The following is a 25,002-nucleotide window of genomic DNA, read 5'->3' as shown; positions in this document are numbered from 1 at the left end:
GGTTTCCGGGCACGGCGAAGCCGCGCCCGGACCGCACAGCTTACCGGAGGAATCCCTCGTACTTGCGCTGCGTGAGCTGGCTCTCGATTTGCTTCACGGTGTCCAGGCCGACGTTGACCATGATCAGCACCGCGGTGCCGCCGAACGGGAAGTTCTGGTTCTGGCCCTGACCACCGGTGATGCCGAGGAAGAAGTTCGGCAGGATCGCGATGATGCCCAGGTACAGCGCGCCCGGCAGGGTGATCCGCGAGAGCACGAAGTTCAGGTACTCGGCGGTCGGCCGCCCCGGCCGGATGCCCGGGATGAAGCCGCCGAACTTCTTCATGTCGTCGGCGCGCTCTTCCGGGTTGAACGTGATCGACACGTAGAAGTAGGCGAAGAAGACGATCAGCGCCATGTACAGCAGGATGTGCACCCAGCTGGACGGGTCGACGATGTAGGTCTGGATGAACCGCGCCCACCAGGTGTCCTGGTTGCCGGCCAGCTGGCCGATCAGCTGCGGCAGGTACAGCAGCGAGGAACCGAAGATGACCGGGATGACGCCCGCCTGGTTCACCTTCAGCGGCAGGTAGGTGGAGGTGCCGCCGTACATCCGGCGGCCGATCATGCGCTTGGCGTACTGCACCGGGATCCGGCGCTGGGCCTGCTCGATGAACACCACGGTGCCGATGATCACGACCGCGAAGGCGCAGACCACGGCGAACACCAGGCCGCCGTGCGACTGCAGGATCGCGCCGCCCTCGGCCGGGATGCGGGCCGCGATGGAGACAAAGATCAGCAGCGACATGCCGTTGCCGATGCCGCGCTCGGTGATCAGCTCGCCCATCCACATCAGCACCGCCGCACCGGCGGTCATGACGATCACGATGGTGATCAGGTTCAGCACCGAGTCGTCCGGGATCGGCGAGACCGAGCAGCCCTGGAACAGCTGACCGCGCACGGCGAGCGCCACCACGCCGGTGCCCTGCAGGATCGCCAGCGCGATCGTCAGGTACCGGGTGTACTGGGTCAGCTTCGCCTGGCCGGACTGGCCTTCCTTCTTCAGCTGCTCGAAGCGCGGGATGACCACCTGCAGCAGCTGGATGATGATGCTCGCGGTGATGTAGGGCATGATGCCCAGCGACAGCACCGACAGCTGCAGCAGCGCGCCACCGCTGAAGAGGTTGAGCAGGGAGTAGACGCTCTGCGAGCCGCTGCCCTCGATCTGCTCGATGCACTGCTGGATGTTCGGGTACGACACCCCCGGCGAGGGGATCGTCGCGCCGAGCCGGTACAGCACCACCATGCCGAGGGTGAACAGGATCTTGCGGCGCAGGTCCGGCGTCGCCAGAGCCGAGCGGAAGGCGCCGAGCACGCGAACCTCCTGTACGCGAGCCGGTCGGAACCGGCCGGGGAAAGATGCGGCAATTTCCGCAGCACCCGTTCATCACGGCACTGCCGGGGCGACTCTAGCAGGCCGCGAGCCCGCCACGTTCGGCGACCGAAGCCTCACACCTGATCACGGCGTACGCCGATGGCGAACACCCCCGCCAGCACCACTCCGGAGCACCCCACCGCACCACCAAAACCCCTGCGCAGCAAGGGAACCCCGCAGCACCGGTCACCGGCGCCAGGCGCAATTCCGCGCGAAATCGACCGTCACCCGGGTGAATGTCAATTCCTCACGAAATTGTGCGTCCGCGGGGTGACGTGGGAAGTGGCGAGTTCTCGACATCACCCGATTGGGAAAAACGGTGAGGGCCGATCGACGCGAAGTCGACCGGCCCTCATCGGTGCTGCTTCGTCAGCGGTCCAGCTTGGTGACCGAACCACCCGCAGCGGTGATCTTCTCCTGGGCGCTGCCCGTGAACGCGTGCGCGGTCACGTCCAGCTTGACGCCCTCGAGGTCCCCGTCGCCGAGGATCTTCACCAGCTCGTTCTTCTTGACCAGGCCCTTGGCGACCAGCTCGTCGATGCCGACGGTGCCGCCCTCCGGGAACGCCTGCGCCAGCCGACCGACGTTCACACCCTGGTACTCGGTGCGGAAGCGGTTCTTGAAGCCGCGGAGCTTCGGGAGCCGCATGTGGATCGGCATCTGCCCGCCCTCGAAGCGCGGGGAGACGTTCTTCCGGGCCTTGGTGCCCTTGGTGCCGCGGCCCGCGGTCTTGCCCTTGGAGCCCTCACCGCGGCCGACGCGGATCTTGTCGCGCTTGGCACCGGGGGCCGGACGCAGGTCGTGCAGTTTGATGACCATGTCAGTCGACCTCCTCGACCGTCACCAGGTGACGGACGGTCTTGATCATGCCGCGCACGTTCGAGTCATCCGGACGAACCACGGACTGACGGATCTTGCGCAGCCCGAGGGTGCGCATGGTGTCGCGCTGGTTCTGCTTGCTGCCGACCAGACCGCGAACCTGGGTGATCTTCAGCTGTGCCATGTCGGTCAGACCCCCTGCCCCGCAGCACGCGCGCGCAGGATGAACGCCGGAGCGACGTCCTCGAGCGGGAGGCCACGACGAGCCGCGACCTCCTCCGGCCGCTGCAGCTGCTTCAGCGCATTGACCGTGGCGTGCACGATGTTGATCGGGTTGTCGCTGCCCAGCGACTTGCTCAGCACGTCGTGGATGCCGGCGCACTCCAGCACCGCGCGCACCGGGCCACCGGCGATGACACCGGTACCGGCGCTGGCCGGGCGCAGCAGCACGATGCCGGCCGCCTCCTCGCCCTGCACCGGGTGCGTGATGGTGCCGCCCAGGCGCGGGACGCGGAAGAAGTTCTTCTTCGCCTCCTCGACGCCCTTGGCGATGGCCGCCGGAACTTCCTTGGCCTTGCCGTAACCGACACCGACCATGCCGTCACCGTCGCCGACGACGACCAGCGCGGTGAAGCTGAAGCGCCGACCACCCTTGACGACCTTGGCGACGCGGTTGATGGTCACGACGCGTTCGAACTGCGGGGTCTTCTCTTGGGCCGCCCCGCCACGGCCGCCGTCGCGGCGGTCCCGGCGGTCCTTGCCGCCGGACTCCCCGCCCTCACGCCGAGTGCGTCCAGGCATCAGGCGTCCCTTCCGTTCTCGTTCTTACCCACTTGTCAGAACTCCAGTCCGCCGTCACGCGCGGCGTCCGCCAGCGCAGCGACCCGACCGTGGTAGTCGTTGCCGCCGCGGTCGAAGACGACCTTCTCGATGCCGGCGTCCTTGGCCCGGGCGGCGACGAGCTCGCCGACCTTGGTGGCCTTGGCCTTCTTGTCGCCCTCGAACGCACGGACGTCGGCTTCCAGGCTGCTGGCCGACGCCAGGGTGTGCCCCTTGGTGTCGTCGATGACCTGGGCGACGATGTGGCGCAGCGACCGGGTCACGACCAGGCGCGGGCGCTCGGCCGTGCCGAGGATCTTCTTGCGGATGCGCGTGTGCCGCTTGGCGCGGGCAAGCCGACGCTTGGTCGAGATGTCCTTGCCCACCGGCTTGCGCTTGGTAGCTGTCGTCTCGCTCATGGTCACTTACCCGTCTTCCCGACCTTGCGGCGGATGTTCTCACCTGCGTAGCGGACACCCTTGCCCTTGTACGGGTCGGGCTTGCGCAGCTTGCGAATCCTGGCCGCGATCTCGCCGACCAGCTGCTTGTCGATGCCCTTGACCGACAGCTTGGTCGGCCCGTCAACGGCGAACTGGATGCCTTCCGGCGGCTCGATCACGATGGGGTGGCTGTAACCGAGGGAGAACTCGAGGTTCGATCCCTTCAGCAGCACGCGGTAACCGACGCCGTGGATCTCCAGGGCCTTCTCGTAGCCCTGGCTGACCCCGATGATCATGTTGTTCACCAGGGTCCGGGTGAGCCCGTGCAGCGAACGGCTCTCCCGCTCGTCGTCGGGGCGCTTGACCAGCACCGCACCATCCTCGTCCCGCTCGACGACGATGGGCTCGGCGACCTGGTGCTGCAGCGTGCCCTTCGGGCCCTTGACCGTCACCGCCTGGCCGTCGATGGTCACCTCGACGCCGGAGGGGACGGTGATCGGCAGCTTTCCGATGCGCGACATTGCCGCTCCTCCTCCCTTACCAGACGTAGGCGAGGACTTCCCCGCCCACGCCCTTCTTCATGGCCTGCCGGTCGGTCAGCAGACCGCCGGAGGTCGAGATGATGGCGACGCCCAGGCCACCCAGCACCTTGGGCAGGTTGGTGGACTTGGCGTAGACCCGCAGACCGGGCTTGGAGACCCGGCGCAGGCCCGCGATGCTCCGCTCGCGGTTCGGGCCGTACTTGAGCTCGACGACGAGCTGCTTGCCCTTCTCGCCCTCCTCGACGCGGGAGCCGGACACGTAGCCCTCCCGCTTGAGGATCTCGGCGATGTTCGCCTTCAGCTTGGAGTGCGGCATCACGACCTCGTCGTGGTATGCCGAGTTTCCGTTGCGCAGACGCGTCAGCATGTCTGCGATCGGATCGGTCATCGTCATGACCTGCTCAACCTTTCTCGTCTGGTTCCGATGGGCCCCGACCGGACACCACCCGGGGGTGGCGCGTCTGGGCCCTGGCCTGGACGAAGTTCGGGAGCCCGGCCCGGGGGGCCAGCTCCTAGTCATTTCGCGTGCAAGCACGGCTCAGAGCCGCGGAGCGTGGGCATCAGCCCTGGTAGCGCCTGCTGAGGGTACCGGTAGCCGGCATCACCCCAGCAGGCGGGCACATCACCAGGAGGACTTGCTCACGCCGGGCAGCTCGCCCGCGTGCGCCATCTCGCGGAAGCACACCCGGCACAGCCCGAACTTGCGGAACACCGCACGCGGACGCCCGCAGCGCTGGCAGCGGGTGTAGCCGCGAACGCTGAACTTCGGCTTGCGCAAAGCCTTGATAACCAGCGCCTTCTTGGCCATCGCTCAGTTCTCCTTGAACGGGAAGCCCAGGTGCTTCAGCAGCGCCCGGCCCTCCTCATCGTTGGTGGCCGTGGTCACGACGGTGATGTCCATGCCGCGCGGACGGTCGATGCTGTCCGGGTCGATCTCGTGGAACATCGACTGCTCGTTCAGGCCGAACGTGTAGTTGCCCCGGCCGTCGAACTGCTTCGGCGACAGCCCGCGGAAGTCGCGGATGCGCGGCAGCGCGATGGTGACCAGGCGGTCCAGGAACTCCCACATCCGGTCGCCGCGCAGGGTGGCCCGCGCGCCGATCGGCATGCCCTCGCGCAGCTTGAACTGCGCGATGGACTTGCGGGCCCGCCGGATCTCCGGCTTCTGACCGGTGATGGTGGCCAGGTCGCGAACCGCACCCTCGATCAGCTTGCTGTCCCGAGCGGCGTCGCCAACACCCATGTTGACCACGACCTTGACCACGCCGGGCACCTGCATGACGTTGGAGTAGTTGAACTCCTCGTTCAGCGCCTGGCGGATCTCTTCGCGGTAACGGGTCTTGAGCCGCGGGACGATCTTCTCAGCGGTCGTCATGATCAGATGTCCTTACCGTTACGACGAGAGATGCGAACCTTCTTGCCGTCCTCACCGATGCGGTAGCCGACTCGGGTGGGCTTGCCGTCGGAGTCCACGACCATCACGTTGCTCACGTGGATCGGCGCTTCCTGGGTCACGATGCCGCCGGACTGCGCGCCACGCTCGGTCCGGGAGACCTTGGTGTGCTTCTTGATCCGGTTGACACCCTCGACCAGGACCCGCTGCTCCTGCGGCATGGCCTTGATGACCTTGCCCTTGGCGCCCTTGTCCTTGCCGGAGATGACGACGACCGTGTCGCCCTTCTTGACCTTCATCAGATCGACACCTCCGGAGACAGTGCGGTGGTCCGGCTGGCAAACCCCGTGTCGCGCCGTGTTGCTTGGACCTTCATCACAAGACCTCCGGCGCGAGCGAGATGATCTTCATGAACTTCTTGTCGCGCAGCTCACGGGCGACCGGCCCGAAGATGCGGGTACCGCGCGGCTCGCCGCCCGGCTTCACCAGCACCGCAGCGTTCTCGTCGAACCGGATGTAGGACCCGTCCGGACGACGCTTCTCCTTCTTCTGCCGGACGATGACGGCCTTGACCACATCGCCCTTCTTGACGTTGGCGCCGGGGATGGCCTCCTTGACGGTGGCCACGATGATGTCCCCGAGGCCCGCGTAGCGCCGACCCGACCCACCGAGGACACGGATCGTGAGGATCTCCTTGGCCCCGGTGTTGTCGGCGACGCGCAGTCGCGACTCCTGCTGGATCACGTCTTTCTCCTGACCCTAAGTACTCGGGCTCGGTTGCCCGAGCACACTCTGGCGCGCCAAATTTCCGACCTGACGCGCGCGGTCAACTTCCGGCACGAGGCCCGGCCGGCCGCTGGGTCTCCCCCGCGGCCGACCGGGCCGCACACCTTCGTCTTACTTGGCCTTCTCGAGGATCTCGACGAGCCGCCAGCGCTTGCTGGCCGACAGCGGCCGAGTCTCCATCAGCAGCACGCGGTCGCCGACACCGGCCGTGTTGGCCTCGTCGTGCGCCTTGACCTTGCTGGTCTGCCGCATGACCTTGCCGTAGAGGGCGTGCTTCTTGCGGTCCTCGAGGGAGACCACGATCGTCTTGTCCATCTTGTCCGAGACGACGTAGCCCTCGCGCACCTTGCGGCGGTTGCGCTCCACGCCCTGACCTTCCTTCTCGCTCATGCCGCGCCCTCCTCAGCGCCTTCGGGGGAAACCGTCAGGCCCAGTTCGCGCTCTCGCATGATCGTGTAGATCCGGGCGATGTCCTGCCGGACCGTGCGCAGCCGCCGGTTGTTGCTCAGCTGACCGGTGGCCATCTGGAAGCGGAGGTTGAACAGCTCCTCCTTCGCCTCCTTCAGCCGCTGGACGAGCTCCTCCTCGTTGAGTTCGCGGAGCTCGGAAGCGGTGACACCCGCTGCCATCAGAAGTCACCACCCTCGCGGGACACGATCTTGCACTTCATCGGGAGCTTGTGCGCCGCACGGGTCAGCGCCTCGATCGCCGTCTTCTCGTTCGGGAAGGTCAGCTCGAACATGATGCGTCCGGGCTTGACGTTGGCGACCCAGGACTCCGGCGAACCCTTACCGGAACCCTGACGGGTTTCGGCGGGCTTCTTGGTCAGCGGGCGGTCCGGGAAGATGTTGATCCACACCTTGCCGCCACGCTTGACGTGCCGGGTGATCGCGATACGGGCCGACTCGATCTGGCGGTTGGTCACGTAGCCGTGCTCGATCGCCTGAATGCCGTACTCACCGAAGCTGATCCTGGTGCCACCCTTGGCGAAGCCCTTGCGCTTCGGTGCGTGGCTCTTGCGCCACTTCACCCTGCGTGGGACGAGCACGTCTCAGCCCTCCGTCTTCTCTTCAGCCGCAGCAGCCTGCGGCTGCTCGCCCTCCGCGGCCTTGTCGGCCTTGGCGGACTTGTCAGCTGCAGCGCGGTCCGCGCCGCCGGAGCCCCGGCGACGACCACCGCGGTCGGAACGGCCACCGCGCTCACCGCGGTCGCCGCCGCGCGGCGGACGGACCTCGGACTCCTGCTGCTTCTGCTTCAGGCCACCGACCAGCTCGCCCTTGTAGATCCACACCTTGACGCCGATGCGGCCGAAGGTGGTGCGGGCCTCGAAGAAGCCGTAGTCGATGTCCGCGCGCAGCGTGTGCAGCGGAACCCGGCCCTCGCGGTAGAACTCCGAGCGGGACATCTCCGCGCCGCCCAGGCGACCGCCGCACTGCACCCGGATGCCCTTGACCTGCGGCGAGCGCATGGCCGACTGGATGGCCTTGCGCATCGCGCGCCGGAAGGACACGCGGTTGGACAGCTGCTCGGCCACGCCCTGCGCGACCAGCTGGGCGTCCGCCTCGGGGTTCTTGACCTCGAGGATGTTGAGCTGGACCTGCTTGCCGGTCAGCTTCTCCAGCGAACCGCGGATGCGGTCCGCCTCGGCACCGCGACGGCCGATGACGATGCCCGGCCGAGCGGTGTGAATGTCCACCCGGACCCGCTCGCGGGTGCGCTCGATCTCGACCTTGGAGATCCCAGCGCGCTCCATGCCGCGAGACAGCTGCCGGCGGATCTTGACGTCCTCCGCGACGTACTCCGAGTACTGCTTGTCGGCGTACCAGCGGGACTTCCAGTCCGTGGTGATGCCGAGTCGGAAGCCGTGCGGGTTGATCTTCTGACCCACTACCGGGCACTCCCCTTCTGGCTCTTTCGGGACTTGGTCGCCGCCTTCGGCCGGGACTCGACCTCGACCGTGATGTGGCTGGTCCGCTTGCGGATCCGGTACGCGCGACCCTGCGCACGCGGCCGGAAGCGCTTCAACGTCGGCCCCTCGTCCACGTACGCGTGGCGCACGACCAGCGTCTCCGGGTCGAGGGAGAGGTTGTTCTCAGCGTTGGCGATCGCGCTGGCGAGCACCTTCGACACCGGACCGCTGGCGGTCTGCGGCGCGAACTGGAGCACGGCCAGGGCGTCGGCGGCACTCCGGCCCTTGATGAGCTCGACCACGCGGCGCGCCTTCATCGGCGACACGCGGACGAACCGGGCCCGCGCCACTGCGTGCGGGAATTCCTCCGCAGCAGTGGAGTCGGTACGGGCTGTCATCCTGCTACCCCTTGCTCTTACTCGTTCGTGTCACAGACCCGCCTCAGCGGCGGCGCGACTTCCGGTCTTCCTTGACGTGGCCCTTGAAGGTTCGGGTCGGGGCGAACTCGCCCAGCTTGTGCCCGACCATCGCCTCGGTGACGAACACCGGGACGTGCTTGCGGCCGTCGTGCACCGCGAAGGTGTGACCCAGCATGTCCGGGATGATCGTGGACCGGCGGGACCAGGTCTTGATCACGGTCTTCTTGCCCGACTCGTTCAGCGCGTCCACCTTCTTGAGCAGGTGGTCGTCCACGAACGGGCCCTTCTTCAGGCTGCGTGGCATGTTTGCTTACCTCCCTGCTCAGCGCTTCTTGCCGGTGCGACGGCGGCGGACGATGAGCTTGTCACTGGGCTTGCGGCGGCGGGTGCGGCCCTCCGGCTTGCCCTTCGGGTTGACCGGGTGGCGACCACCGGAGGTCTTGCCCTCACCACCACCGTGCGGGTGGTCCACCGGGTTCATGACGACACCGCGGACGGTCGGGCGCTTGCCCTTCCACCGCATGCGGCCGGCCTTGCCCCAGTTGATGTTGGCGTGCTCCGAGTTGCCCACCTCGCCGACGGTGGCCCGGCACCGCGCGTCCACGTTGCGGATCTCGCCCGAAGGCATCCGCAGCTGGGCGTACGGCCCGTCCTTGGCCACCAGCTGCACCCGGGCGCCGGCCGAGCGAGCGATCTTCGCGCCCTGTCCGGGGCGGAGCTCGATCGCGTGGATCACGGTGCCGGTCGGGATGTTGCGCAGCGGCAGGTTGTTGCCCGGCTTGATGTCGGCCCGCGCACCGCTCTCGATGGCGTCGCCCTGCTTGACCCCGTTCGGCGCGATGATGTACCGCTTCTCGCCGTCGGCGTAGTGCAGGAGCGCGATCCGAGCGCTGCGGTTCGGGTCGTACTCGATGTGCGCGACCTTGGCCGGCACACCGTCCTTGTCGTTGCGGCGGAAGTCGATCAGGCGGTAGGCCCGCTTGTGGCCGCCGCCCTTGTGCCGCGTGGTGATCTTGCCCTGAGCGTTGCGGCCCGCCTTGCGGTTCAGCGGCCGCACCAACGACTTCTCCGGCTCCGACCGGGTGATCTCGGCGAAGTCGGACACGCTCGAGCCGCGACGACCCGGCGTCGTCGGCTTGTACTTGCGAATGCCCATGGTTAACGCAACCTCGTCCTAATCAGCCCTCAGGCGGCCGGTCCGCCGAAGATCTCGATCGGCTTGCTCTCCGGCGACAGGGTGACGATCGCCCGCTTGGTGTTCTTGCGCTTGCCGAAGCCGGTGCGGCTCCGCTTGCGCTTGCCCTGGCGGTTGATCGTGTTGACGCTGGTGACCTTGACGTCGAAGATCTTCTCGACCGCGATCTTGATCTCGGTCTTGTTCGAGCGCGGGTCCACCAGGAAGGTGTACTGCCCCTGCTCGAGCAGCCCGTAGCTCTTCTCGGAGATCACCGGCGCAAGGATGATGTCTCGCGGGTCGGCGCTCACTGCTCTGCCTCCTCTGCGGAAGACGCGGCGGCCTTGACCGACCGGCCCTTGACGGGGCCCGCGACGAAGCGCTCGAACGCGGCCTTGGTGAACACCACGTCGTCGCTGTTGAGCACGTCGTAGGTGTTCAGCTGACCGGGGTCGATCAGGTGCACGTTCTGCAGGTTCCGCAGGCTCAGCCACGAGGTCTCCTCCTCGTTGCGGTTGAGCACAACCAGAACCTTCTTGGCCTCGGTCCAGTTCCGCAGCGCGGTCTTGGCCGACTTGGTGGACGGCTGCTCGCCGCCGACCACACCGGTCACCACGTGCAGCTGGCCGGCGCGAACCCGGTCGGAGAGGGCACCGCGCAGCGCGGCGACCTTCATCTTCTTCGGGGTCCGCTGGGAGTAGTCCCGCGGCTGCGGGCCGTGGACGGTGCCACCGCCGGTGAACTGCGGGGCGCGGATCGAGCCCTGGCGGGCGTTGCCGGTGCCCTTCTGGCGGTACGGCTTCTTGCCGCCGCCGGACACCATGCCGCGCGTCTTGGTGGCGTGGGTGCCCTGGCGCGCAGCGGCCAGCTGGGCCACCACGACCTGGTGCATCAGCGCCACGTTGGCCTGCACGTCGAAGATCTCGGCGGGCAGTTCGACGGTGCCGTCGGTCTTACCGTCCGGGGTACGGACGTCGAGCGTCAGGCTCATCACGCACCACCCTTCGCAGGACTCTTAACCAGGACCAGGCCGCCCTTCGGGCCGGGCACTGCGCCCTTGATCAGCAGCAGGCCGGTCTCGGCCTCCACCTTGTGGACCTTCAGGTTCTGGGTGGTGACGCGGTCCCGACCCATGCGCCCGGCCATCCGCATGCCCTTGAACACGCGGCCGGGGGTGGCGCAGCCACCGATGGAACCGGGCTTGCGGTGCACCGCCTGGGTACCGTGGCTCGCGCCCTGGCTGCGGAAGCCGTGGCGCTTGATGGTGCCCGCGAAGCCCTTGCCCTTGCTGGTGCCGACGACGTCGACCACGGCGCCCGCCTCGAAGAGGTCGGCGCTGATCTCCTGGCCCAGCTCGTACTCGCCGGCGTCCGCGGTGCGCAGTTCGACGACGTGGCGGCGCGGGGTGACACCGGCCTTGGCGAAGTGGCCGCTCCGCGGCTTGTTCACCTTGCGCGGGTCGATGGCGCCGAACGCCAGCTGCACGGCCGAGTAGCCGTCCTTCTCGGGGGTCCGAATCTGGGTGACCACGTTCGGCCCGGCCTGCACGACGGTCACCGGGACGACCCGGTTCTTGTCGTCGAAGACCTGGGTCATGCCGAGCTTGGTGCCCAGAATCCCCTTGATCTGCCTGTCAGACATAGGTCTCGTTCTCTCCAGCTACCTCGTCGCCGTGCCTTACTGGATGTTCACGTCGACGCTGGCCGGCAGGTCGATGCGCATCAGCGCGTCAACCGTCTTCGGCGTCGGTTCGAGGATGTCGATGAGCCGCTTGTGCGTCCGCATCTCGAAGTGCTCCCGCGAGTCCTTGTACTTGTGCGGGGAGCGGATGACGCAGTAGACGTTCTTCTCCGTGGGCAGCGGCACCGGCCCAACGACCCGAGCGCCGGTGCGCGTCACGGTCTCGACGATCTTGCGCGCAGACGCGTCGATCGCCTCGTGGTCGTAGGCCTTGAGCCGGATGCGGATCTTCTGTCCCGCCATAGTGGCTTGCCGTTCCTCTAGTCTCGTGCCGCGGTTTGGTCTTGGGTGCGGGTGCACCGCACCGGTGCCCCACGCGGCCTCAGCCTGGTGTGGTCCCCGATCCCGGGAGCCGCCACAGCTCTCAGTCCGCCCCTGTTCAGGTATCTGGTGCCCGGTACACGCGGTCGGGCGTGTCGCCCGGCTACCGCACACCGGTCCCCTCGAACGTCGCCGATGGGGTGGGCCTTGCGGCCCGTACACCTTCTTGCGCCCCGTTCGGTCCGCCTACCGGGAACCGGTGGCATCAGCACCGCCGGAGGGCGGTCCTGAACCGGAACAAGGGCCCGAGGCCCTCGCAGCAAGGCGGCCGGAGCTTCGAACTGCTTCGAATTTCCAGCCGCCCTGAACGAGCAACCCATACAGGATGACACACGGGCTGTGCCAGCCAAAATCGGGGGTGCATTTCGGCCAAGAACTGTGCTGCACCCAACTTGCATAGGTGGTCCCGTAGCGGAACCTCAGACGCCGCCTCGACTGCGGGAGCCTCGACTTATGTATGTCCAATACACGGCGTCGAGGCTGTCCTCGCGAGGACGACGCCTGAGAACCCGCCGGTGGTGACCCTGCGCAGGTGGGCTAAGCGGCTTCGCCGCTTCAAAGACTGGCTCTCCACAGCACGTCCTTGGACCTAACGCAGAGGGCCCGCCCCCGCCGGAGCGGAGGCGGGCCCTCGCCACGTCACTTGATGATCTTGGTGACGCGACCGGCACCGACGGTGCGGCCACCCTCGCGGATGGCGAAGCGCAGACCCTCGTCCATCGCGATGGGCTGGATCAGCTGCACCGACATGGCGGTGTCGTCGCCCGGCATGACCATCTCGGTGCCCTCGGGGAGGGTCACCACACCGGTCACGTCGGTGGTGCGGAAGTAGAACTGCGGACGGTAGTTGTTGAAGAACGGCGTGTGCCTCCCGCCCTCGTCCTTGGACAGGATGTAGACCTGCGCCTCGAACTCGGTGTGCGGGGTGGTGGTGCCGGGCTTCACGACGACCATGCCGCGCTCGACCTCTTCGCGCTTGACGCCGCGGATCAGCAGACCCACGTTGTCACCCGCCTGGCCCTCGTCGAGCAGCTTGCGGAACATCTCGACGCCGGTGACGGTGGTCTTGATCGGCTTCTCCTTGATGCCGACCATCTCCACCTCCTCGTTCACCTTGATGACACCGCGCTCGATGCGGCCGGTGACCACGGTGCCGCGGCCGGTGATCGAGAAGACGTCCTCGATCGGCATCAGGAACGCCTTCTCGACGTCGCGGACCGGGTCCGGGACGTTCTCGTCGACGGCGTTCATCAGCTCGACGATCTTCTCGCCCCACTCGGCGTCGCCCTCCAGCGCCTTCAGCGCGGAGACGCGGACCACCGGCACGTCGTCGCCCGGGAACTCCTGGGCGGACAGCAGCTCGCGGACCTCCATCTCGACGAGCTCGAGGATCTCCTCGTCGTCGACCATGTCGGCCTTGTTCAGCGCGACCAGGATGTAGGGCACGCCGACCTGGCGGGCCAGCAGCACGTGCTCGCGGGTCTGCGGCATCGGGCCGTCGGTCGCCGCGACCACCAGGATCGCGCCGTCCATCTGCGCGGCACCGGTGATCATGTTCTTCACGTAGTCGGCGTGACCCGGAGCGTCGACGTGGGCGTAGTGACGCTTCTCCGTCTGGTACTCGACGTGCGCGATCTGGATGGTGATGCCGCGCTCGCGCTCCTCCGGCGCCTTGTCGATCTCGTCGAACGGCGTGAAGGGGTTCAGCTCCGGGTACTTGTCGTGCAGAACCTTGGTGATGGCTGCGGTGAGCGTGGTCTTGCCGTGGTCAACGTGACCGATGGTCCCGATGTTGACGTGCGGCTTGTCCCTCTCGAACTTCGCCTTCGCCACTGGATTGTCCTCCTGGACTTGTTAACTTTCCGCCGTACGACTTGGTGTGCCAGGCGGAGTCCTGTCGGGTAGGTGACGTGCGGACCGCAGCCCTTGCGGGTGGCGGCCCGCACGCCGCCGAACTGGAGGGGATTGCTCCCCCGGGTCGCCTTCGCGAGGCGTCGCCCGAGCTCGGCCCCGGTGACCCGGGACCGAGCAGCGGTTCACTCGCCCGTTGCCTTGGCGATGATCTCCTTAGCCACGTTCGAAGGAACCTCGGCGTAGGAGTCGAACACCATCGAGTAGTTGGCCCGTCCCTGGGTCTTGGACCGCAGGTCGCCGACATACCCGAACATCTCCGACAGCGGCACGAGGGCCTTGACGACGCGGGTACCGCTGCGCTCCTCCATGGCCTGGATCTGGCCACGGCGGGAGTTCAGGTCGCCGATGACGTCGCCCATGTAGTCCTCGGGCGTCGTCACCTCGACCGCCATCATCGGTTCGAGCAGCGCCGGGGCAGCCTTCGCGGCGGCTTCCTTGAGCGCCATCGAACCCGCGACCTTGAACGCCATCTCCGAGGAGTCGACCTCGTGGTACTGGCCGTCGAGCAAGGTCACCTTCACGCCGACCAGCGGGTAGCCGGCCAGCACGCCGTACTGCATCGCGTCCTGCGCACCCTGGTCGACCGACGGGATGTACTCCCGCGGGACCCGGCCACCGGTGACCTTGTTCTCGAACTCGTAGGTCGGGGCGTCGGATCCCTGCTCGATCGGGTCGAGGGCGATGATCACGCGCGCGAACTGACCGGAACCACCGGTCTGCTTCTTGTGCGTGTACTCGTACTTCTCGATCGACTTGCGAATCGTCTCGCGGTAGGCCACCTGCGGCTTACCGATGTTCGCCTCGACCTTGAAGTCGGTCTTCATCCGGTTGACCAGGACCTCGAGGTGCAGCTCACCCATGCCCTTGATGATGGTCTGACCGGTCTCCTCGTCCAGCTTGACCTGGAACGTGGGGTCTTCCTCGGCGAGCTTCTGGATCGCCGTGGACAGCTTCTCCTGGTCGGCCTTCGTCTTGGGCTCGATGGCCACCTCGATGACCGGCTCCGGGAAGGTCATCGACTCCAGCACGATCGGGTTCGCCGGGTCGCACAGGGTGTCACCGGTGGTGGTGTCCTTCAGGCCGATCACCGCGTAGATGTGGCCCGCCTGGATCTCCTCGACCGGGTTCTCCTTGTTGGAGTGCATCTGGAACATCTTCCCGATGCGCTCCTTCTTCCCCTTGGTCGAGTTGATGACCTGGGAACCGGCGGCGACCTTGCCCGAGTAGACGCGGACGTAGGTCAGCTTGCCGAAGAACGGGTGCACCGCGATCTTGGAGACCAGCGCGGCGAACGGCTCGTCGACGCTCGGCTTGCGCTCCGCCGGGGTCTCGCCGTCCTGCAGGGTGCCCTGCACCGGCGGGACGTCCAGCGGCGACGGCAGGTAGTCCACCACCGCGTCGAGCATGGGCTGCACGCCCTTGTTCTTGAACGCGGTGCCGCACAGGACCGGGAAGGCCTCGCGGGTGTTGGTGAGCTTCCGGATGCCGGCCTTGATCTGGTCCTCGGTCAGCTCCTCGCCGCCGAAGTAGGCCTCCATCAGGGCCTCGTCGGTCTCCGCGACGGCCTCGACCAGCTTCTCGCGGTACTCCGCGGCCTTGTCGGCGAGCTCGGCCGGGATGTCCTCGATGGCGTAGTCGGTGCCCTTCTGGACCTCACCGCGCCAGGTCAGCGCCTTCATGCGGACCAGGTCGACGACGCCCTCGAAGTCCGACTCGGCGCCGATCGGCAGCTGCAGCACCAGCGGCCGGGCGTTGAGGCGCTCCTCGATGGTCCGGACCGTGTAGTAGAAGTCCGCACCCAGCTTGTCCATCTTGTTGACGAAGCAGATGCGCGGGACCTCGTACTTGTCCGCCTGGCGCCAGACCTGCTCGGACTGCGGCTCGACACCTTCCTTGCCGTCGAACACCGCGACGGCACCGTCCAGCACGCGCAGCGAGCGCTCCACCTCGACGGTGAAGTCGACGTGGCCGGGGGTGTCGATGATGTTGATCTGAGTGTCGCCCCAGAAGGTGGTGGTAGCAGCCGAGGTGATGGTGATACCCCGCTTCTGCTCCTCCTCCATCCAGTCCATCGTCGCGGCGCCGTCGTGCACCTCGCCGATCTTGTACGTGATCCCGGTGTAGAACAGGATCCGCTCGGTCGTGGTGGTCTTGCCCGCATCGATGTGGGCCATGATGCCGATGTTGCGGACCTTGGTCAGGTCTGTCAGCACGTCGCGTGCCACGAGTTTCTTCCCCGTTCCCTACAGCAGGTGCAAGCTGTTGTGAATCGGTGCGCCAAGGCGGGCAAGAGCCGACCCGACGTCACCAGCGGTAGTGCGCGAAGGCCTTGTTGGACTCCGCCATCTTGTGCGTGTCTTCGCGCTTCTTGACGCTCGCGCCGAGACCGTTGCTCGCGTCCAGCAGCTCGTTCATCAGGCGCTCGACCATGGTCTTCTCACGGCGCTGCCGCGAGTAGGAGACCAGCCAGCGCAGCGCGAGGGTGGTCGAACGACCGGCACGCACCTCGATCGGCACCTGGTAGGTGGCACCACCGACGCGGCGGCTGCGGACCTCCAGGGTCGGCTTCACGTTGTCCAGGGCGCGCTTGAGCGTGACGACCGGGTCGGTGCCGGTCTTCTCCCGGCAGCCCTCCAGCGCCGCGTAGACGATCCGCTCGGCCAGCGAACGCTTGCCGTCCACCAGGACCTTGTTGACCAGCTGCGTGACCAGCGGCGACCCGTAGACGGGGTCGGCGTGCAGCGGCCGCTTCGGGGCCGGACCCTTGCGGGGCATCAGCTCTTCTCCTTCTTCGCACCGTACTTGCTGCGAGACTGCTTGCGGTTCTTCACACCCTGGGTGTCAGCGGAACCGCGGAGGATCTTGTAGCGCACACCGGGCAGGTCCTTCACACGGCCGCCACGAACGAGCACGATCGAGTGCTCCTGCAGGTTGTGACCCTCACCGGGGATGTAGGCCGTGACCTCGATGCCGCTGCTCAGCTTGACACGGGCGACCTTGCGCAGGGCCGAGTTGGGCTTCTTCGGGGTGGTGGTGTACACGCGGGTGCACACGCCACGCCGCTGCGGGCTCCCCTTGAGCGCCGCGGTCTTGGTCTTCGCGACCTTGTCCTGGCGGCCCTTACGGACCAGCTGCTGGATGGTGGGCATGGACCGGCTTTCTGTCAGCGTTCGCGTCTTCTGGTACTCGACCAAGCGGCCGCTCGTTCGAGCTTCGGCGTGCCCTGGCGTCGAGCACCTGTCAGGCACTGTGTTTCGGGACTCCCCCCGCACCACGAGGTCGGGCGTGTCGCCCTCTCCTCGGCCTCTGCGGCGCTGATGCGCCCCGACGGGAACGACCCCGGAGGGGTTGTCGAGAGGAGTTCCACACATCCTCGGCGCTGGCGTGGTCGCCCGGAGGCGGGGACCACGTCATGCACGGGCATGCGGATCGACCCGATGGGTGTCGGGTCCGATAAACAAAGATACCTGCCCCGTTCTCAGAGGGTCAAAACGGGGTCCCCCTTGACCTGCTCGATCACCCGGCGCTGCCGCTGCGCCACCTCGGAGTGCGAGCTCGCGTCTACGTGCCGGGGCCACTCTACCCACCGGGACAAGGGCGTCCCGGTGGGCGAGATGGATCACAGCCGGGCGGGCCACGCGCCTCAGACCTCGACCAGCCAGCCGTCGGCGACCAGGGTCCGGACGTCGTTCGGCAGCACGAAGGCGGTGCCGCCGCCGACCTGGCCGAAGTCCGGCTTGGCCACCCCGGAGATCACCTCGAAGCCGGTGACCACCCGGTACCGGTGGTACTCCCCGGGCTGCTGCTGCGGCGGGACCGACCGCTGCGGCAGCGTGGTCCCGGCCACGAAGACCGTGTTGCCGGTCGGCTCGCCGAACCGGTCGACCTCGTCGCCGGCGCGGAGGGTCACCAGGAACTTGTCGTCGTAGGCGGCCAGCGGCGGCTCGCCGGGGAACGGTTCGTACCGGCACTCGAAGTCCTGCAGCGGCTCGTCCGGCTCGCGCAGGAACCGGGTCCGCGTGAGCGACATCGCACCGATGAGGTGGGCCGCGGCGGCGTAGGGGTCCGGGAAGGTCGAGCGGTTCCGGACCTCGCCCTGGTCCACGCAGAACACCACCCACCAGCCGTCCGAACCGCGCAGCATGCTCCAGCCGCCCTCCAGCGGCTCCTCGAAGCTGTAGAAGCGGGTGCTCATGCCCATCGCGCTGATGAAGCCGCGAGCCAGCTTGATCGCCTCTGCCGGGTCGTACTGCTGCAGCGCGTCGGGGTCGCCGCCGAGCACGAGCGCCTTGGCCTCGGCGGCCGACCGGTCGGCGACCTCCGTCGTCGGCTGGTGGTTCCGGCCGCGGATGTGGTCGAGGAACTCGCGCGGCGGGGCGATGTCGTGCTCGTCCAGGTAGTAGGCGAGCGCGAGCGGCCACACCCAGGTGCCGTCGGTGTGGAACTGCTTGGGCACCGCTGGCGGGCGCTGCGGGTCCAGCTCGTCGGGGTCGCTGCTGTACGCGCGCAGCAGGATCTCGCCGCCGTGCAGGTAGTGCGCGACCAGCCGCTTCTCGACCGAGGTCAGCGCGGGCCGGTGCACCAGCGGGCGGCCGTCGGCGTCGCGGCCGTCGAAGACCTGGACCATCCGGACCGGCTCGGGGCGCCCGGCGTCGCGGTGGAGGCCGTAGTGCTCCCAAGCCGGGTTCAGCAGCCAGCCCGGCGCGGTGGACCGCGGGTAGTAGCGCAGCTCCTCGTAGTGCGCGCGACCGTCCTCGGGACCGGCGACCCAGCTCGGCTCGTCGTGCCCGGTGCTCAGGTCTGCGCCGTCCTGGTCGAGCTGGAAGCGCGCCGCGGTCCACGCCCCGGTCTCCGGGCGGTAGGAGACGTTCCGGTGCCGCCGGAGCGCCTCGACGACGTCCTGGGTGGGGATCCACCGGTGCTCGGCGTCGGTGGTGACCGCGGCGGTGATCTCGATCCGGGTGCCCAGCGCGGCGCAGGTGATCTCCGCCCGCTGCCAGCCGTCCGGCAGCCCGGCGACGACCGCTTCGCGCAGCGCTCGCTCCAGGTCGCGCTGCTGCTCGGTCCGGTCCGGGAACTCCCCGTAGGGCGCCGGGGCCGGGAACTGCGGCCGCACCGGTGCGGCGTCCTCGTGCTGCGCGAGCAGCACCTCGCCGAGCTGGTCGAGCGGGACGGGCTGGTCGCGGCCCTCCAGCACCGCGCCCTGCTCGCTCAGCTCGCGCAGCGGCCACCAGGTCCCGTCGACCAGAACGTGCGCGCCGGGGATCGGCGTCCCCAGGATCATTCGTCCTCCCCCTCGGACAGCTCGTCGTGCATGACTCCGTTGATCCGCCGCGGCGCGGGCTTGGGCGCCGGGAACTCCGGCCCCGGCGCGGCGGCGACCGGCTCGGGCGCCGCGGACCAGTGCGGGCGGACCGGGTAGCGCTCGTTCCAGTCCTCGCCGGTGGGCGGTTCGATCGCGGCCTGGGCGGGCTGGAAGGCGTCCCGGCCGAACTCGGCCACGCAGTCCAGCGCGATCTGCTCGACCACGTCGCGCAGCTCCAGGTCGGCCAGCCAGTCGACCGGCAGCGCCGCGACGCCGTGCAGCGCGCCGACGATGTTCCCGCAGATCGCGCCGGTCGAGTCGCTGTCGCCGTCGTGGTGCACGGCGATCCGCAGCGCCTGCTCGACGTCCTCGCCGACCAGCGCCGCGCAGACCGCGATGGCCAGCGCCTCCTCGCCGACCCAGCCGCCGCCGAGCTGCTCGGCGACCTGCTCCGGCGTCGGCTCGCCCGCCTCGGCCAGGTCCACCGCGGCCTTGAGCGCCGCGCTGGTCTCCTCGTGGTCCTCCCAGGTCTCCAGGACCTGCAGGGCCAGCCACACGCCGTCGTCGAGGCCGCGGCCGAGCAGCGCTTGCTGGACGATCACCGCCAGCGCCCCGGCGGAGTGGTAGCCCGCGGGGTGGCTGTGCGTCAGCGCGGCGGTGCGGGCGGCGAGCCGGAACACCTCGGCGGGGTCGGTGGACCACAGCGCGGCCGGGGCGGCGCGCATCACACCGCCGCAGCCCTTGGAGTCGTTGATCCGCTCGGTGAACGAACCGGCCGGTCCGCCGTCGCCGAAGCGGGCCAGCGCGCGCCACACTGTCTTGCCGGGCGCGCGGGTGGCGAACAGGCCGGGCACCTCGATCAGCCAGCCGTCGGGCGCCGGGTAGTCGGCGAGGAACGCACCGGCCGCGGCCTCCCAGTCCACGCCCTGCGTGTGCAGCCAGCGCTGGTAGGCCAGCTGCACCTCGGGCAGCGGGTCGTCGCTGCCGAGCATCCGGTTCGCGATGCTGCCGCGGATCAGGCCCTCGGCGGTGAACAGCGTCATCTGGGTGTCGTCGGTGATCGCCCCGTGCACGCCGTAGGCCTCGCGCAGGCCGGACGGGCCGTCGGGGCCGAAGCGCGCGGAGATCGCCTCGGCGGTGATGAACTCCAGGTCGGAGCCGAGCGAGTCGCCCAGCGCGCCGCCGAGGAAGCAGCCCAGCACCCGCTCGGTCAGCGACGGGGCGCTGTCCCCGGGGCTGTCCGCCTTGGCGTGCCCGCCGCGCACGATCGGCGGCGCGACCGGCGCCGGAGCAGCGGCGCTCGACGGCTCTTCCGCAGCCGCGGTGTCGTCGTCCTGGTCGGGCTCGACGTCGGAGTCCACTTCGGTCGGCTCGGCGTCGTCGCGCTCCTGCGGCTCGACCTCGTCGGCCGGGGTCTCCGGTTCGTCGTCCTCGGGTTCCGGTTCGAGGTCGATCGGGGCGCGCGCGGGCGGCTCCAGGTCGACCGGCTCGCGCTCCACCGATGGTTGCGAAGCCTCCACCGGGGCGGCAGCGTCGTCCTCCGGCGAGGAGGCCGCGCGCTCCGCCTCGACGGGCTCGGGGTCCACCGGTTCGGAGTCAGCAACCGACTCCGACGGGGCGGCAACGGCAATCGCCTCGTCCGGTTCCGCTCCGGACCCCGCCGAGGCGGCATCGTCGGACTCCGGGGCTTCGTCGACGTCCGGGGCCGCGAACCGGTCGGCCGACTCGCGAACCATCCGCTCGGCGAGCTCCCGGTCTGCGGCCTCGTCCTGCTCCACCGGCTCGGCCCGCTTCGACGCGGCAGCAACGGCACCGGCATCGGGCACGGCGATCCGCCCGATGTCCGCCGACGCGCGAACGATCCGCTCCGCGATCTCCCGGTCGTCCCCGGACTCCGCTGCGGCATCGCCGTTCGACCCCGGAGCTTCGCCCGCGTCCGGCATCGCCAGCCGGCCAGCCGACTCACGGACGATCCGCGCGGCGACCTCCCGGTCGACAGCGGCTTCGTCCGGCTCCGCGTCGGAGACCGGCTCCAGCTCCGCGGACTCCCCGAGATCAGCCGACTCGGAACCGAATCCCCCCTGGTCGGCAACCGGCTCATCGACCGGCGCGGATTCCGCAACCGGCGCGGCGTCGGCATCCGGGACCGCGATCCGCACGTCCGCCGACTCGTGCTCCGCGACCTCCCGGTCGACAGCCGCTCGGCCCTGCTCCGCGTCGGGAGCGGCGTCCAGCTCCGGCTCCACGACCTGACCGGGATCGGCCTCGTCCACCGGCTCCGACAAAGCGGTACCGACCTCCGCCGACTCGGGAGCGGGCTCCGGCTCCGGTGCGATGTCGTCGGCGGACGGCACGACGATGCGCCCGGGGTCGGCGTTCCGGGCGTCGTTCGGCGGCGGGAAGGCCCCGACCTGCGGCGCGTCGTCGATCGCGGGGAACACCGCGGTGGTCTCCGCCGGAGCCTCGGCGGAGCGCAGGTTCGGGACCGGGATCGGCCCGGTGCTCGACGGATCGCTCGCCGAGAAGTCCGCGCGGGCGGTCGGGAACGTCGGCGCGCCGATGTTCGCCGAGCGGGGGCTCTGCTGCGGCTGGCCCTGCGGCGGCGTGTCGACGTCGTCCTGCACGGGCGGCAGGATCATGGTCTGCTCGGCGGCGCCTTCGACGGTGGTCGGCGCGGTGAGCTCCCGCGGGCGGGGCCGCGAGTTCGGCACGTAGCGCTGGGCCCACTGCGGCGGCGGTGGCGGGGCGAACGCCTCGGTGGCGTCGGCGCAGAGGACCTCGATGATCTCCCGCAGCTCCAGCTCGTCCAGCCAGCGCGCGGGAATCCCGCCCACCCCGTGGATCGCACCGGCCAGCTGCCCGGCCAGTGCCCCGGCGACCGCGCTGTCGCTGGAGTGGTTCACCGCGACCCGCAGCGCGTCGGCGAAGTTCCGGGTGCTGCCCACCGCGGCCAGCGCGATGCCGAGCTCGCCGGGCTTGTTGTCGGTGTCGAACTCGATGTCCACGTCCGCCGGGGAGGGACGCGCGCCCCGCTGCCCGACGAACATCGCGGCGTGCACGGTCCGCCGGACGTCGGCGGCGACCTCGCCCTGGAAGGCGGTGCCGAGCCGGTCGCGGTCGGCGGCGGCCACCGCGTCCCACAGCGGCACCCCGCGGATCAGCTGCGCCAGCACGTCGGCGTGCAAGCCCGCGGCGGCGACGGCGTTGCGACCGGAGGTGAAGATGTGCGCGATCGCGGAAGCGGTCGAGTAGACGACCCCAGGCATGTTCGACCACACCATGGCGGGCGCGGCCAGGACCGCGTACTCCGCCGAACCGTCCACATCGGTCGGCGGGTGCACCAGACCGTCGGGGCCGACCGGCGACCACCGGGCCATCCGACCGAGCAGCGCGATCGCCGAACCGTCTGGGTTGCGGGTCGAGTACAGCTCGGGACGGCCGAGCAGCCAGCCGGTGGGCGCGGGTTCGGCCGCCAGGTGGGCGGCCATCGCGTGGTCCCACGGCACGCCCTGCGTGTGCAGCCAGCGCAGGTAGTTGGCGAGCACGAGCTCCTTCGGCAGCCACCCGTTGCTGACCGGGTTGGCCGCCTTCGCCCGCAGCATGGCCTCCAGCGTGAAGGCGGTGAGCTGCGAGAGGTCGGTGACCGCGCCGCGCCGCCCGTACCCGTGCAGGTAGTCGACCACGCCCTGCGGGCCGAACCACTGGTGGATCTCGGCGGCGCTGGCGTGCCGCACGCCGGCGCCGAGCGCGTCGCCGACGGCCCCGCCGAGCATGGCTCCGCGGAAGCGTTCCGCCCACGACAGCTGCGGTCGAGCGTCGGTCATCGCGATGTCTCCCTCGTGGTCACCAGGCCGGGTAGCGCCGGGTCCAGGCCGGATCGGTCGGCGGCCCGGGGCTGAACTCGGCGAGCGCGTCCCCGGCCAACGTCTCGATCACGTCCCGCAGCTCCAAGGTGGCGAGCCACTCCGGCGGAACAGCCCGAGCCCCGTGCAAAGCCCCCGCAATGTTGCCGCACACGATCCCCGTGGAGTCCGAGTCCCCCGAGTGGTTCACGGCCAGCAACAGCGCGTCCCGCAGGTTATCCGTGGCCAGCGCGGCGTAGAGCCCGATCGCGAGAGCTTCCTCCCCGACCCAGCCCTGCCCGAGGGTGTCCTTGATCACCTCCGGGGCGACCGGTCCGCGCTGCGCGAGCTCGACGGCCTTGTCCAGGATCGCCAGCTGCTCCTCGTGCCCCCGCCACCGCAGCAGCAGCTCCCGCGCGATCCGCACGGCCTCCGGAAGGGGAACGTCGCGGATGAGCTGGTGCACGATCACGGCGAGCACCCCGGCGGAGAGGTACCCGCTGGGGTGGCTGTGGGTGAGCGCGGCGGTGCCGACCGCGGCGTAGAACACCTCGGCGGGATCGTGCGACCACACCGCGACCGGCGCGGCCCGCATCACGCCGCCGCACCCCTTGGAGTCGTTGATCGCGGCCTGCGGGGTGGCGTGCTGGTGCGTCTGCGCGAACCGCGCGAGCGCGGACATGCACGTGCTCCCCGGAGCCCGCGCGGCGAACAGCGCGTGGTTGGTGATCAGCCAGCCATCGGGCTGCTGCAGGTGCTGCGCGTAGGGGCCACCGGCCTGCGGCCAGGGCTGGTTCTGGGTGTGGAACCACCGCTGGTAGGCGTGCTGCACCTCGGGCACCGGATCGTTGTCGACCGGCTTGATGCGCCGAGCGATGTGCGCGCGGATGAGCCCTTCGAGGGTGAACAGCATCATCTGCGTGTCGTCGGAGATCTGCGCGACGCCGTCCCGGAGCACCGGCTCGGTGAGCCCGGAATCGCCGTGGTTCCGCCGAATCATGTCGATGTCGTGGAACTCGATGGCGTACCCGAGAGCATCACCAACAGCCCCGGCCAGCATGGAACCCATGAACCGCTCCTGCGGGTCCGGCGGCGGAGCGGGTTGAGGTTGCTGGGGTGGTTCTGGCTGCGCTGGCCCAGACTGCTGGGCCGTGTTTCCAGCTCCACCACTCGACTTTTCCTGCCCCAGCGATTCCAGCAATTCCATCAGCCGCTGCCCGGAGAAGTGGACCTGATGACGGGTCCCCAGATCGATGACCAGGTCGACGTCCTTGAAGGCCGGTGTCATCTCGGCAAAAGTCGCCTTGACCTTTCCCTTGGCGAAATCGGGGATGTACTCGGGATCGGAACCGGCGACGAGCGTCGATCGCCCGCGCAGCGGGAACGCTGCGGGCACACCGTCTTCGTGCGCCGCGAGGGCGATCACCGATTCGTTGAGCACCTCCACCAGGGTCTGCTCGGAAACGTGGTCGGTGACGTAGAGCTGGAGGAAGTGCCCGAGCTTGGTCCGGGGCTCCGGGAACTCCAAGGTCCGCGGGGACGGCCGGTACTCGGGGTTCGGCCGGTACTGCTCGGTGACAGCCCCGTTCTCATCGACCCAGTACTCGCCGACGATGCCGTGCGCGGGGGCGGTTTCCCACGGCTGCTCGCGAAACATGCGATCCGGCACGCCCAGCCAGGAGCCGGGCTTCTTCAGCCCCGCTGCCCGCACCTGATCCGTGATCTCCGGCGCCGACATCCGCACCGCCCGCGACCCGATGATCATCAGGTCCATCAGGCCTTCGCGGGTGACGATGCGCACGTTCCGCTCGGGGAGCAGCGGCAGCAACCGGTAGCCGTTGACCGGGGTTGTGCCAGGCGACTCCATTCCCGGGAAGCCCAGTTCCGGTGCTGCGCTTTCATCGGTGCAAACCCAGATCTGCTCCTTCGGCTGATCCGACATCTGGAAGAACGCAGGCGACGACCCCGGTGAGGTGATCAAGAACGTCGTCGCGACCAGGAACTCCCGGTAGACGTCTTCAACAGGCCCCTCCCCAGCACCGACCCGCGTAATCGCACGCTCCAGCGCGGTCATCTCGACGCCCTGCGGCTGCGCCATGTCGCCCTCCTCGTCCCAGTTCCTCGCTCGCCCTTCGCGCTCTCGTCAACGAACCTGTAGTAGCGCT

The 25,002-nt window shown here is 68.9% G+C and carries 29 protein-coding genes; all 29 read right to left on the bottom strand.

What is annotated here, in order from left to right; translation table 11 throughout:
- Positions 1 to 40 precede the first annotated feature (40 nt).
- Positions 41 to 1,354 carry a preprotein translocase subunit SecY gene (secY, locus tag F1721_RS14180; RefSeq protein WP_150067129.1) on the bottom strand — a complete coding sequence of 438 codons (1,314 nt, stop codon included), beginning with the start codon at positions 1,352 to 1,354 and terminating at the stop codon, positions 41 to 43.
- Between the two features lie 429 nt (positions 1,355 to 1,783).
- Entirely contained in the window at positions 1,784 to 2,233 is a 450-nt protein-coding gene (gene rplO / locus F1721_RS14175; RefSeq protein ID WP_150067128.1) for a 50S ribosomal protein L15, read from the bottom strand.
- Between the two features lies 1 nt (position 2,234).
- Positions 2,235 to 2,417 (bottom strand): 50S ribosomal protein L30, encoded by a 183-nt coding sequence (gene rpmD / locus F1721_RS14170; RefSeq protein ID WP_150067127.1) that lies wholly within the window; start codon positions 2,415 to 2,417, stop codon positions 2,235 to 2,237.
- A gap of 5 nt (positions 2,418 to 2,422) precedes the next feature.
- On the bottom strand, positions 2,423 to 3,034 hold the full coding sequence (rpsE, locus tag F1721_RS14165) for a 30S ribosomal protein S5 (protein ID WP_150067126.1): 612 nt from the start codon (positions 3,032 to 3,034) through the stop codon (positions 2,423 to 2,425).
- A gap of 35 nt (positions 3,035 to 3,069) precedes the next feature.
- The gene (gene rplR, locus F1721_RS14160) at positions 3,070 to 3,471 is read right to left on the bottom strand and encodes a 50S ribosomal protein L18 (protein ID WP_170301479.1); all 402 of its coding nucleotides are present in this window, start codon (positions 3,469 to 3,471) and stop codon (positions 3,070 to 3,072) included.
- A 2-nt stretch (positions 3,472 to 3,473) separates the two neighbouring features.
- Entirely contained in the window at positions 3,474 to 4,013 is a 540-nt protein-coding gene (gene rplF, locus F1721_RS14155; protein ID WP_150067124.1) for a 50S ribosomal protein L6, read from the bottom strand.
- 16 nt (positions 4,014 to 4,029) lie between these two features.
- A complete protein-coding gene (gene rpsH, locus F1721_RS14150) occupies positions 4,030 to 4,428 on the bottom strand; it encodes a 30S ribosomal protein S8 (protein ID WP_150067123.1) in 399 nt (132 codons plus the stop codon).
- 228 nt (positions 4,429 to 4,656) lie between these two features.
- A complete protein-coding gene (locus tag F1721_RS14145) occupies positions 4,657 to 4,842 on the bottom strand; it encodes a type Z 30S ribosomal protein S14 (RefSeq protein WP_150067122.1) in 186 nt (61 codons plus the stop codon).
- Positions 4,843 to 4,845: 3 nt separating this feature from the next.
- Positions 4,846 to 5,409, bottom strand: a complete 564-nt coding sequence (rplE, locus tag F1721_RS14140; RefSeq protein WP_150067121.1) for a 50S ribosomal protein L5 — start codon at positions 5,407 to 5,409, stop codon at positions 4,846 to 4,848.
- A gap of 2 nt (positions 5,410 to 5,411) precedes the next feature.
- Entirely contained in the window at positions 5,412 to 5,726 is a 315-nt protein-coding gene (rplX, locus tag F1721_RS14135; protein WP_093155211.1) for a 50S ribosomal protein L24, read from the bottom strand.
- Between the two features lie 76 nt (positions 5,727 to 5,802).
- Positions 5,803 to 6,171 carry a 50S ribosomal protein L14 gene (gene rplN / locus F1721_RS14130; protein WP_150067120.1) on the bottom strand — a complete coding sequence of 123 codons (369 nt, stop codon included), beginning with the start codon at positions 6,169 to 6,171 and terminating at the stop codon, positions 5,803 to 5,805.
- Between the two features lie 153 nt (positions 6,172 to 6,324).
- Entirely contained in the window at positions 6,325 to 6,603 is a 279-nt protein-coding gene (gene rpsQ, locus F1721_RS14125) for a 30S ribosomal protein S17 (protein ID WP_150067119.1), read from the bottom strand.
- Entirely contained in the window at positions 6,600 to 6,842 is a 243-nt protein-coding gene (gene rpmC / locus F1721_RS14120) for a 50S ribosomal protein L29 (RefSeq protein WP_093155216.1), read from the bottom strand. The genes rpsQ and rpmC overlap by 4 nt, the downstream gene beginning before the upstream one ends.
- A complete protein-coding gene (gene rplP, locus F1721_RS14115; protein WP_093414186.1) occupies positions 6,842 to 7,261 on the bottom strand; it encodes a 50S ribosomal protein L16 in 420 nt (139 codons plus the stop codon). The genes rpmC and rplP overlap by 1 nt, the downstream gene beginning before the upstream one ends.
- Before the next feature lie 3 nt (positions 7,262 to 7,264).
- Positions 7,265 to 8,101, bottom strand: a complete 837-nt coding sequence (gene rpsC / locus F1721_RS14110) for a 30S ribosomal protein S3 (protein WP_150067118.1) — start codon at positions 8,099 to 8,101, stop codon at positions 7,265 to 7,267.
- Complete coding sequence (rplV, locus tag F1721_RS14105) at positions 8,101 to 8,520, bottom strand: 50S ribosomal protein L22 (protein WP_029536138.1); 420 nt, start codon at positions 8,518 to 8,520, stop codon at positions 8,101 to 8,103. The genes rpsC and rplV overlap by 1 nt, the downstream gene beginning before the upstream one ends.
- Before the next feature lie 43 nt (positions 8,521 to 8,563).
- Positions 8,564 to 8,845 carry a 30S ribosomal protein S19 gene (rpsS, locus tag F1721_RS14100; protein ID WP_093155222.1) on the bottom strand — a complete coding sequence of 94 codons (282 nt, stop codon included), beginning with the start codon at positions 8,843 to 8,845 and terminating at the stop codon, positions 8,564 to 8,566.
- Positions 8,846 to 8,863: 18 nt separating this feature from the next.
- Positions 8,864 to 9,697, bottom strand: a complete 834-nt coding sequence (rplB, locus tag F1721_RS14095; protein WP_150067117.1) for a 50S ribosomal protein L2 — start codon at positions 9,695 to 9,697, stop codon at positions 8,864 to 8,866.
- Between the two features lie 29 nt (positions 9,698 to 9,726).
- Positions 9,727 to 10,026, bottom strand: a complete 300-nt coding sequence (gene rplW, locus F1721_RS14090; RefSeq protein ID WP_150067116.1) for a 50S ribosomal protein L23 — start codon at positions 10,024 to 10,026, stop codon at positions 9,727 to 9,729.
- The gene (rplD, locus tag F1721_RS14085; RefSeq protein ID WP_150067115.1) at positions 10,023 to 10,706 is read right to left on the bottom strand and encodes a 50S ribosomal protein L4; all 684 of its coding nucleotides are present in this window, start codon (positions 10,704 to 10,706) and stop codon (positions 10,023 to 10,025) included. Before rplD ends, rplW begins: the two co-directional genes overlap by 4 nt.
- Complete coding sequence (rplC, locus tag F1721_RS14080) at positions 10,706 to 11,356, bottom strand: 50S ribosomal protein L3 (protein ID WP_150067114.1); 651 nt, start codon at positions 11,354 to 11,356, stop codon at positions 10,706 to 10,708. The genes rplD and rplC overlap by 1 nt, the downstream gene beginning before the upstream one ends.
- A 36-nt stretch (positions 11,357 to 11,392) precedes the next feature.
- Positions 11,393 to 11,698: a 30S ribosomal protein S10 gene (gene rpsJ, locus F1721_RS14075; RefSeq protein WP_009948626.1), complete on the bottom strand. Its 306-nt coding sequence runs from the start codon at positions 11,696 to 11,698 to the stop codon at positions 11,393 to 11,395.
- 717 nt (positions 11,699 to 12,415) lie between these two features.
- Complete coding sequence (gene tuf, locus F1721_RS14070; RefSeq protein WP_150067113.1) at positions 12,416 to 13,609, bottom strand: elongation factor Tu; 1,194 nt, start codon at positions 13,607 to 13,609, stop codon at positions 12,416 to 12,418.
- Positions 13,610 to 13,812: 203 nt separating this feature from the next.
- Positions 13,813 to 15,915: an elongation factor G gene (fusA, locus tag F1721_RS14065; protein ID WP_150067112.1), complete on the bottom strand. Its 2,103-nt coding sequence runs from the start codon at positions 15,913 to 15,915 to the stop codon at positions 13,813 to 13,815.
- Between the two features lie 79 nt (positions 15,916 to 15,994).
- Positions 15,995 to 16,465 carry a 30S ribosomal protein S7 gene (gene rpsG / locus F1721_RS14060; protein WP_150067111.1) on the bottom strand — a complete coding sequence of 157 codons (471 nt, stop codon included), beginning with the start codon at positions 16,463 to 16,465 and terminating at the stop codon, positions 15,995 to 15,997.
- Positions 16,465 to 16,839, bottom strand: a complete 375-nt coding sequence (gene rpsL / locus F1721_RS14055) for a 30S ribosomal protein S12 (protein WP_093155402.1) — start codon at positions 16,837 to 16,839, stop codon at positions 16,465 to 16,467. Before rpsL ends, rpsG begins: the two co-directional genes overlap by 1 nt.
- A gap of 494 nt (positions 16,840 to 17,333) precedes the next feature.
- Positions 17,334 to 18,974 carry a TNT domain-containing protein gene (locus tag F1721_RS14050; protein WP_150067110.1) on the bottom strand — a complete coding sequence of 547 codons (1,641 nt, stop codon included), beginning with the start codon at positions 18,972 to 18,974 and terminating at the stop codon, positions 17,334 to 17,336.
- A complete protein-coding gene (locus tag F1721_RS14045; protein WP_150067109.1) occupies positions 18,971 to 22,819 on the bottom strand; it encodes an ADP-ribosylglycohydrolase family protein in 3,849 nt (1,282 codons plus the stop codon). Before F1721_RS14045 ends, F1721_RS14050 begins: the two co-directional genes overlap by 4 nt.
- Before the next feature lie 19 nt (positions 22,820 to 22,838).
- On the bottom strand, positions 22,839 to 24,935 hold the full coding sequence (locus tag F1721_RS14040) for an ADP-ribosylglycohydrolase family protein (protein WP_150067108.1): 2,097 nt from the start codon (positions 24,933 to 24,935) through the stop codon (positions 22,839 to 22,841).
- Positions 24,936 to 25,002: the final 67 nt, after the last annotated feature.

This window comes from Saccharopolyspora hirsuta (genome assembly GCF_008630535.1).
Classification (GTDB): Bacteria; Actinomycetota; Actinomycetes; order Mycobacteriales; family Pseudonocardiaceae; genus Saccharopolyspora; species Saccharopolyspora hirsuta.
Note: the sequence above shows the minus strand (reverse complement) of the source record. Positions and strands in the feature narration are given on the sequence as shown.

What these genes read in the sequence shown, in the direction of transcription:
- rplO (WP_150067128.1), bottom strand. Translation starts at nt 2,233, where the DNA reads ATGGTCATCAAACTGCACGACCTGCGTCCGGCCCCCGGTGCCAAGCGC.
- rpmD (WP_150067127.1), bottom strand. Translation starts at nt 2,417, where the DNA reads ATGGCACAGCTGAAGATCACCCAGGTTCGCGGTCTGGTCGGCAGCAAG.
- rpsE (WP_150067126.1), bottom strand. Translation starts at nt 3,034, where the DNA reads ATGCCTGGACGCACTCGGCGTGAGGGCGGGGAGTCCGGCGGCAAGGAC.
- rplR (WP_170301479.1), bottom strand. Translation starts at nt 3,471, where the DNA reads ATGAGCGAGACGACAGCTACCAAGCGCAAGCCGGTGGGCAAGGACATC.
- rplF (WP_150067124.1), bottom strand. Translation starts at nt 4,013, where the DNA reads ATGTCGCGCATCGGAAAGCTGCCGATCACCGTCCCCTCCGGCGTCGAG.
- rpsH (WP_150067123.1), bottom strand. Translation starts at nt 4,428, where the DNA reads ATGACGATGACCGATCCGATCGCAGACATGCTGACGCGTCTGCGCAAC.
- F1721_RS14145 (WP_150067122.1), bottom strand. Translation starts at nt 4,842, where the DNA reads ATGGCCAAGAAGGCGCTGGTTATCAAGGCTTTGCGCAAGCCGAAGTTC.
- rplE (WP_150067121.1), bottom strand. Translation starts at nt 5,409, where the DNA reads ATGACGACCGCTGAGAAGATCGTCCCGCGGCTCAAGACCCGTTACCGC.
- rplX (WP_093155211.1), bottom strand. Translation starts at nt 5,726, where the DNA reads ATGAAGGTCAAGAAGGGCGACACGGTCGTCGTCATCTCCGGCAAGGAC.
- rpsQ (WP_150067119.1), bottom strand. Translation starts at nt 6,603, where the DNA reads ATGAGCGAGAAGGAAGGTCAGGGCGTGGAGCGCAACCGCCGCAAGGTG.
- rpmC (WP_093155216.1), bottom strand. Translation starts at nt 6,842, where the DNA reads ATGGCAGCGGGTGTCACCGCTTCCGAGCTCCGCGAACTCAACGAGGAG.
- rplV (WP_029536138.1), bottom strand. Translation starts at nt 8,520, where the DNA reads ATGACAGCCCGTACCGACTCCACTGCTGCGGAGGAATTCCCGCACGCA.
- rpsS (WP_093155222.1), bottom strand. Translation starts at nt 8,845, where the DNA reads ATGCCACGCAGCCTGAAGAAGGGCCCGTTCGTGGACGACCACCTGCTC.
- rplB (WP_150067117.1), bottom strand. Translation starts at nt 9,697, where the DNA reads ATGGGCATTCGCAAGTACAAGCCGACGACGCCGGGTCGTCGCGGCTCG.
- rplD (WP_150067115.1), bottom strand. Translation starts at nt 10,706, where the DNA reads ATGAGCCTGACGCTCGACGTCCGTACCCCGGACGGTAAGACCGACGGC.
- rplC (WP_150067114.1), bottom strand. Translation starts at nt 11,356, where the DNA reads ATGTCTGACAGGCAGATCAAGGGGATTCTGGGCACCAAGCTCGGCATG.
- rpsJ (WP_009948626.1), bottom strand. Translation starts at nt 11,698, where the DNA reads ATGGCGGGACAGAAGATCCGCATCCGGCTCAAGGCCTACGACCACGAG.
- rpsG (WP_150067111.1), bottom strand. Translation starts at nt 16,465, where the DNA reads ATGCCCCGCAAGGGTCCGGCCCCGAAGCGGCCGCTGCACGCCGACCCC.
- rpsL (WP_093155402.1), bottom strand. Translation starts at nt 16,839, where the DNA reads ATGCCCACCATCCAGCAGCTGGTCCGTAAGGGCCGCCAGGACAAGGTC.
- F1721_RS14050 (WP_150067110.1), bottom strand. Translation starts at nt 18,974, where the DNA reads ATGATCCTGGGGACGCCGATCCCCGGCGCGCACGTTCTGGTCGACGGG.
- F1721_RS14045 (WP_150067109.1), bottom strand. Translation starts at nt 22,819, where the DNA reads ATGACCGACGCTCGACCGCAGCTGTCGTGGGCGGAACGCTTCCGCGGA.
- F1721_RS14040 (WP_150067108.1), bottom strand. Translation starts at nt 24,935, where the DNA reads ATGGCGCAGCCGCAGGGCGTCGAGATGACCGCGCTGGAGCGTGCGATT.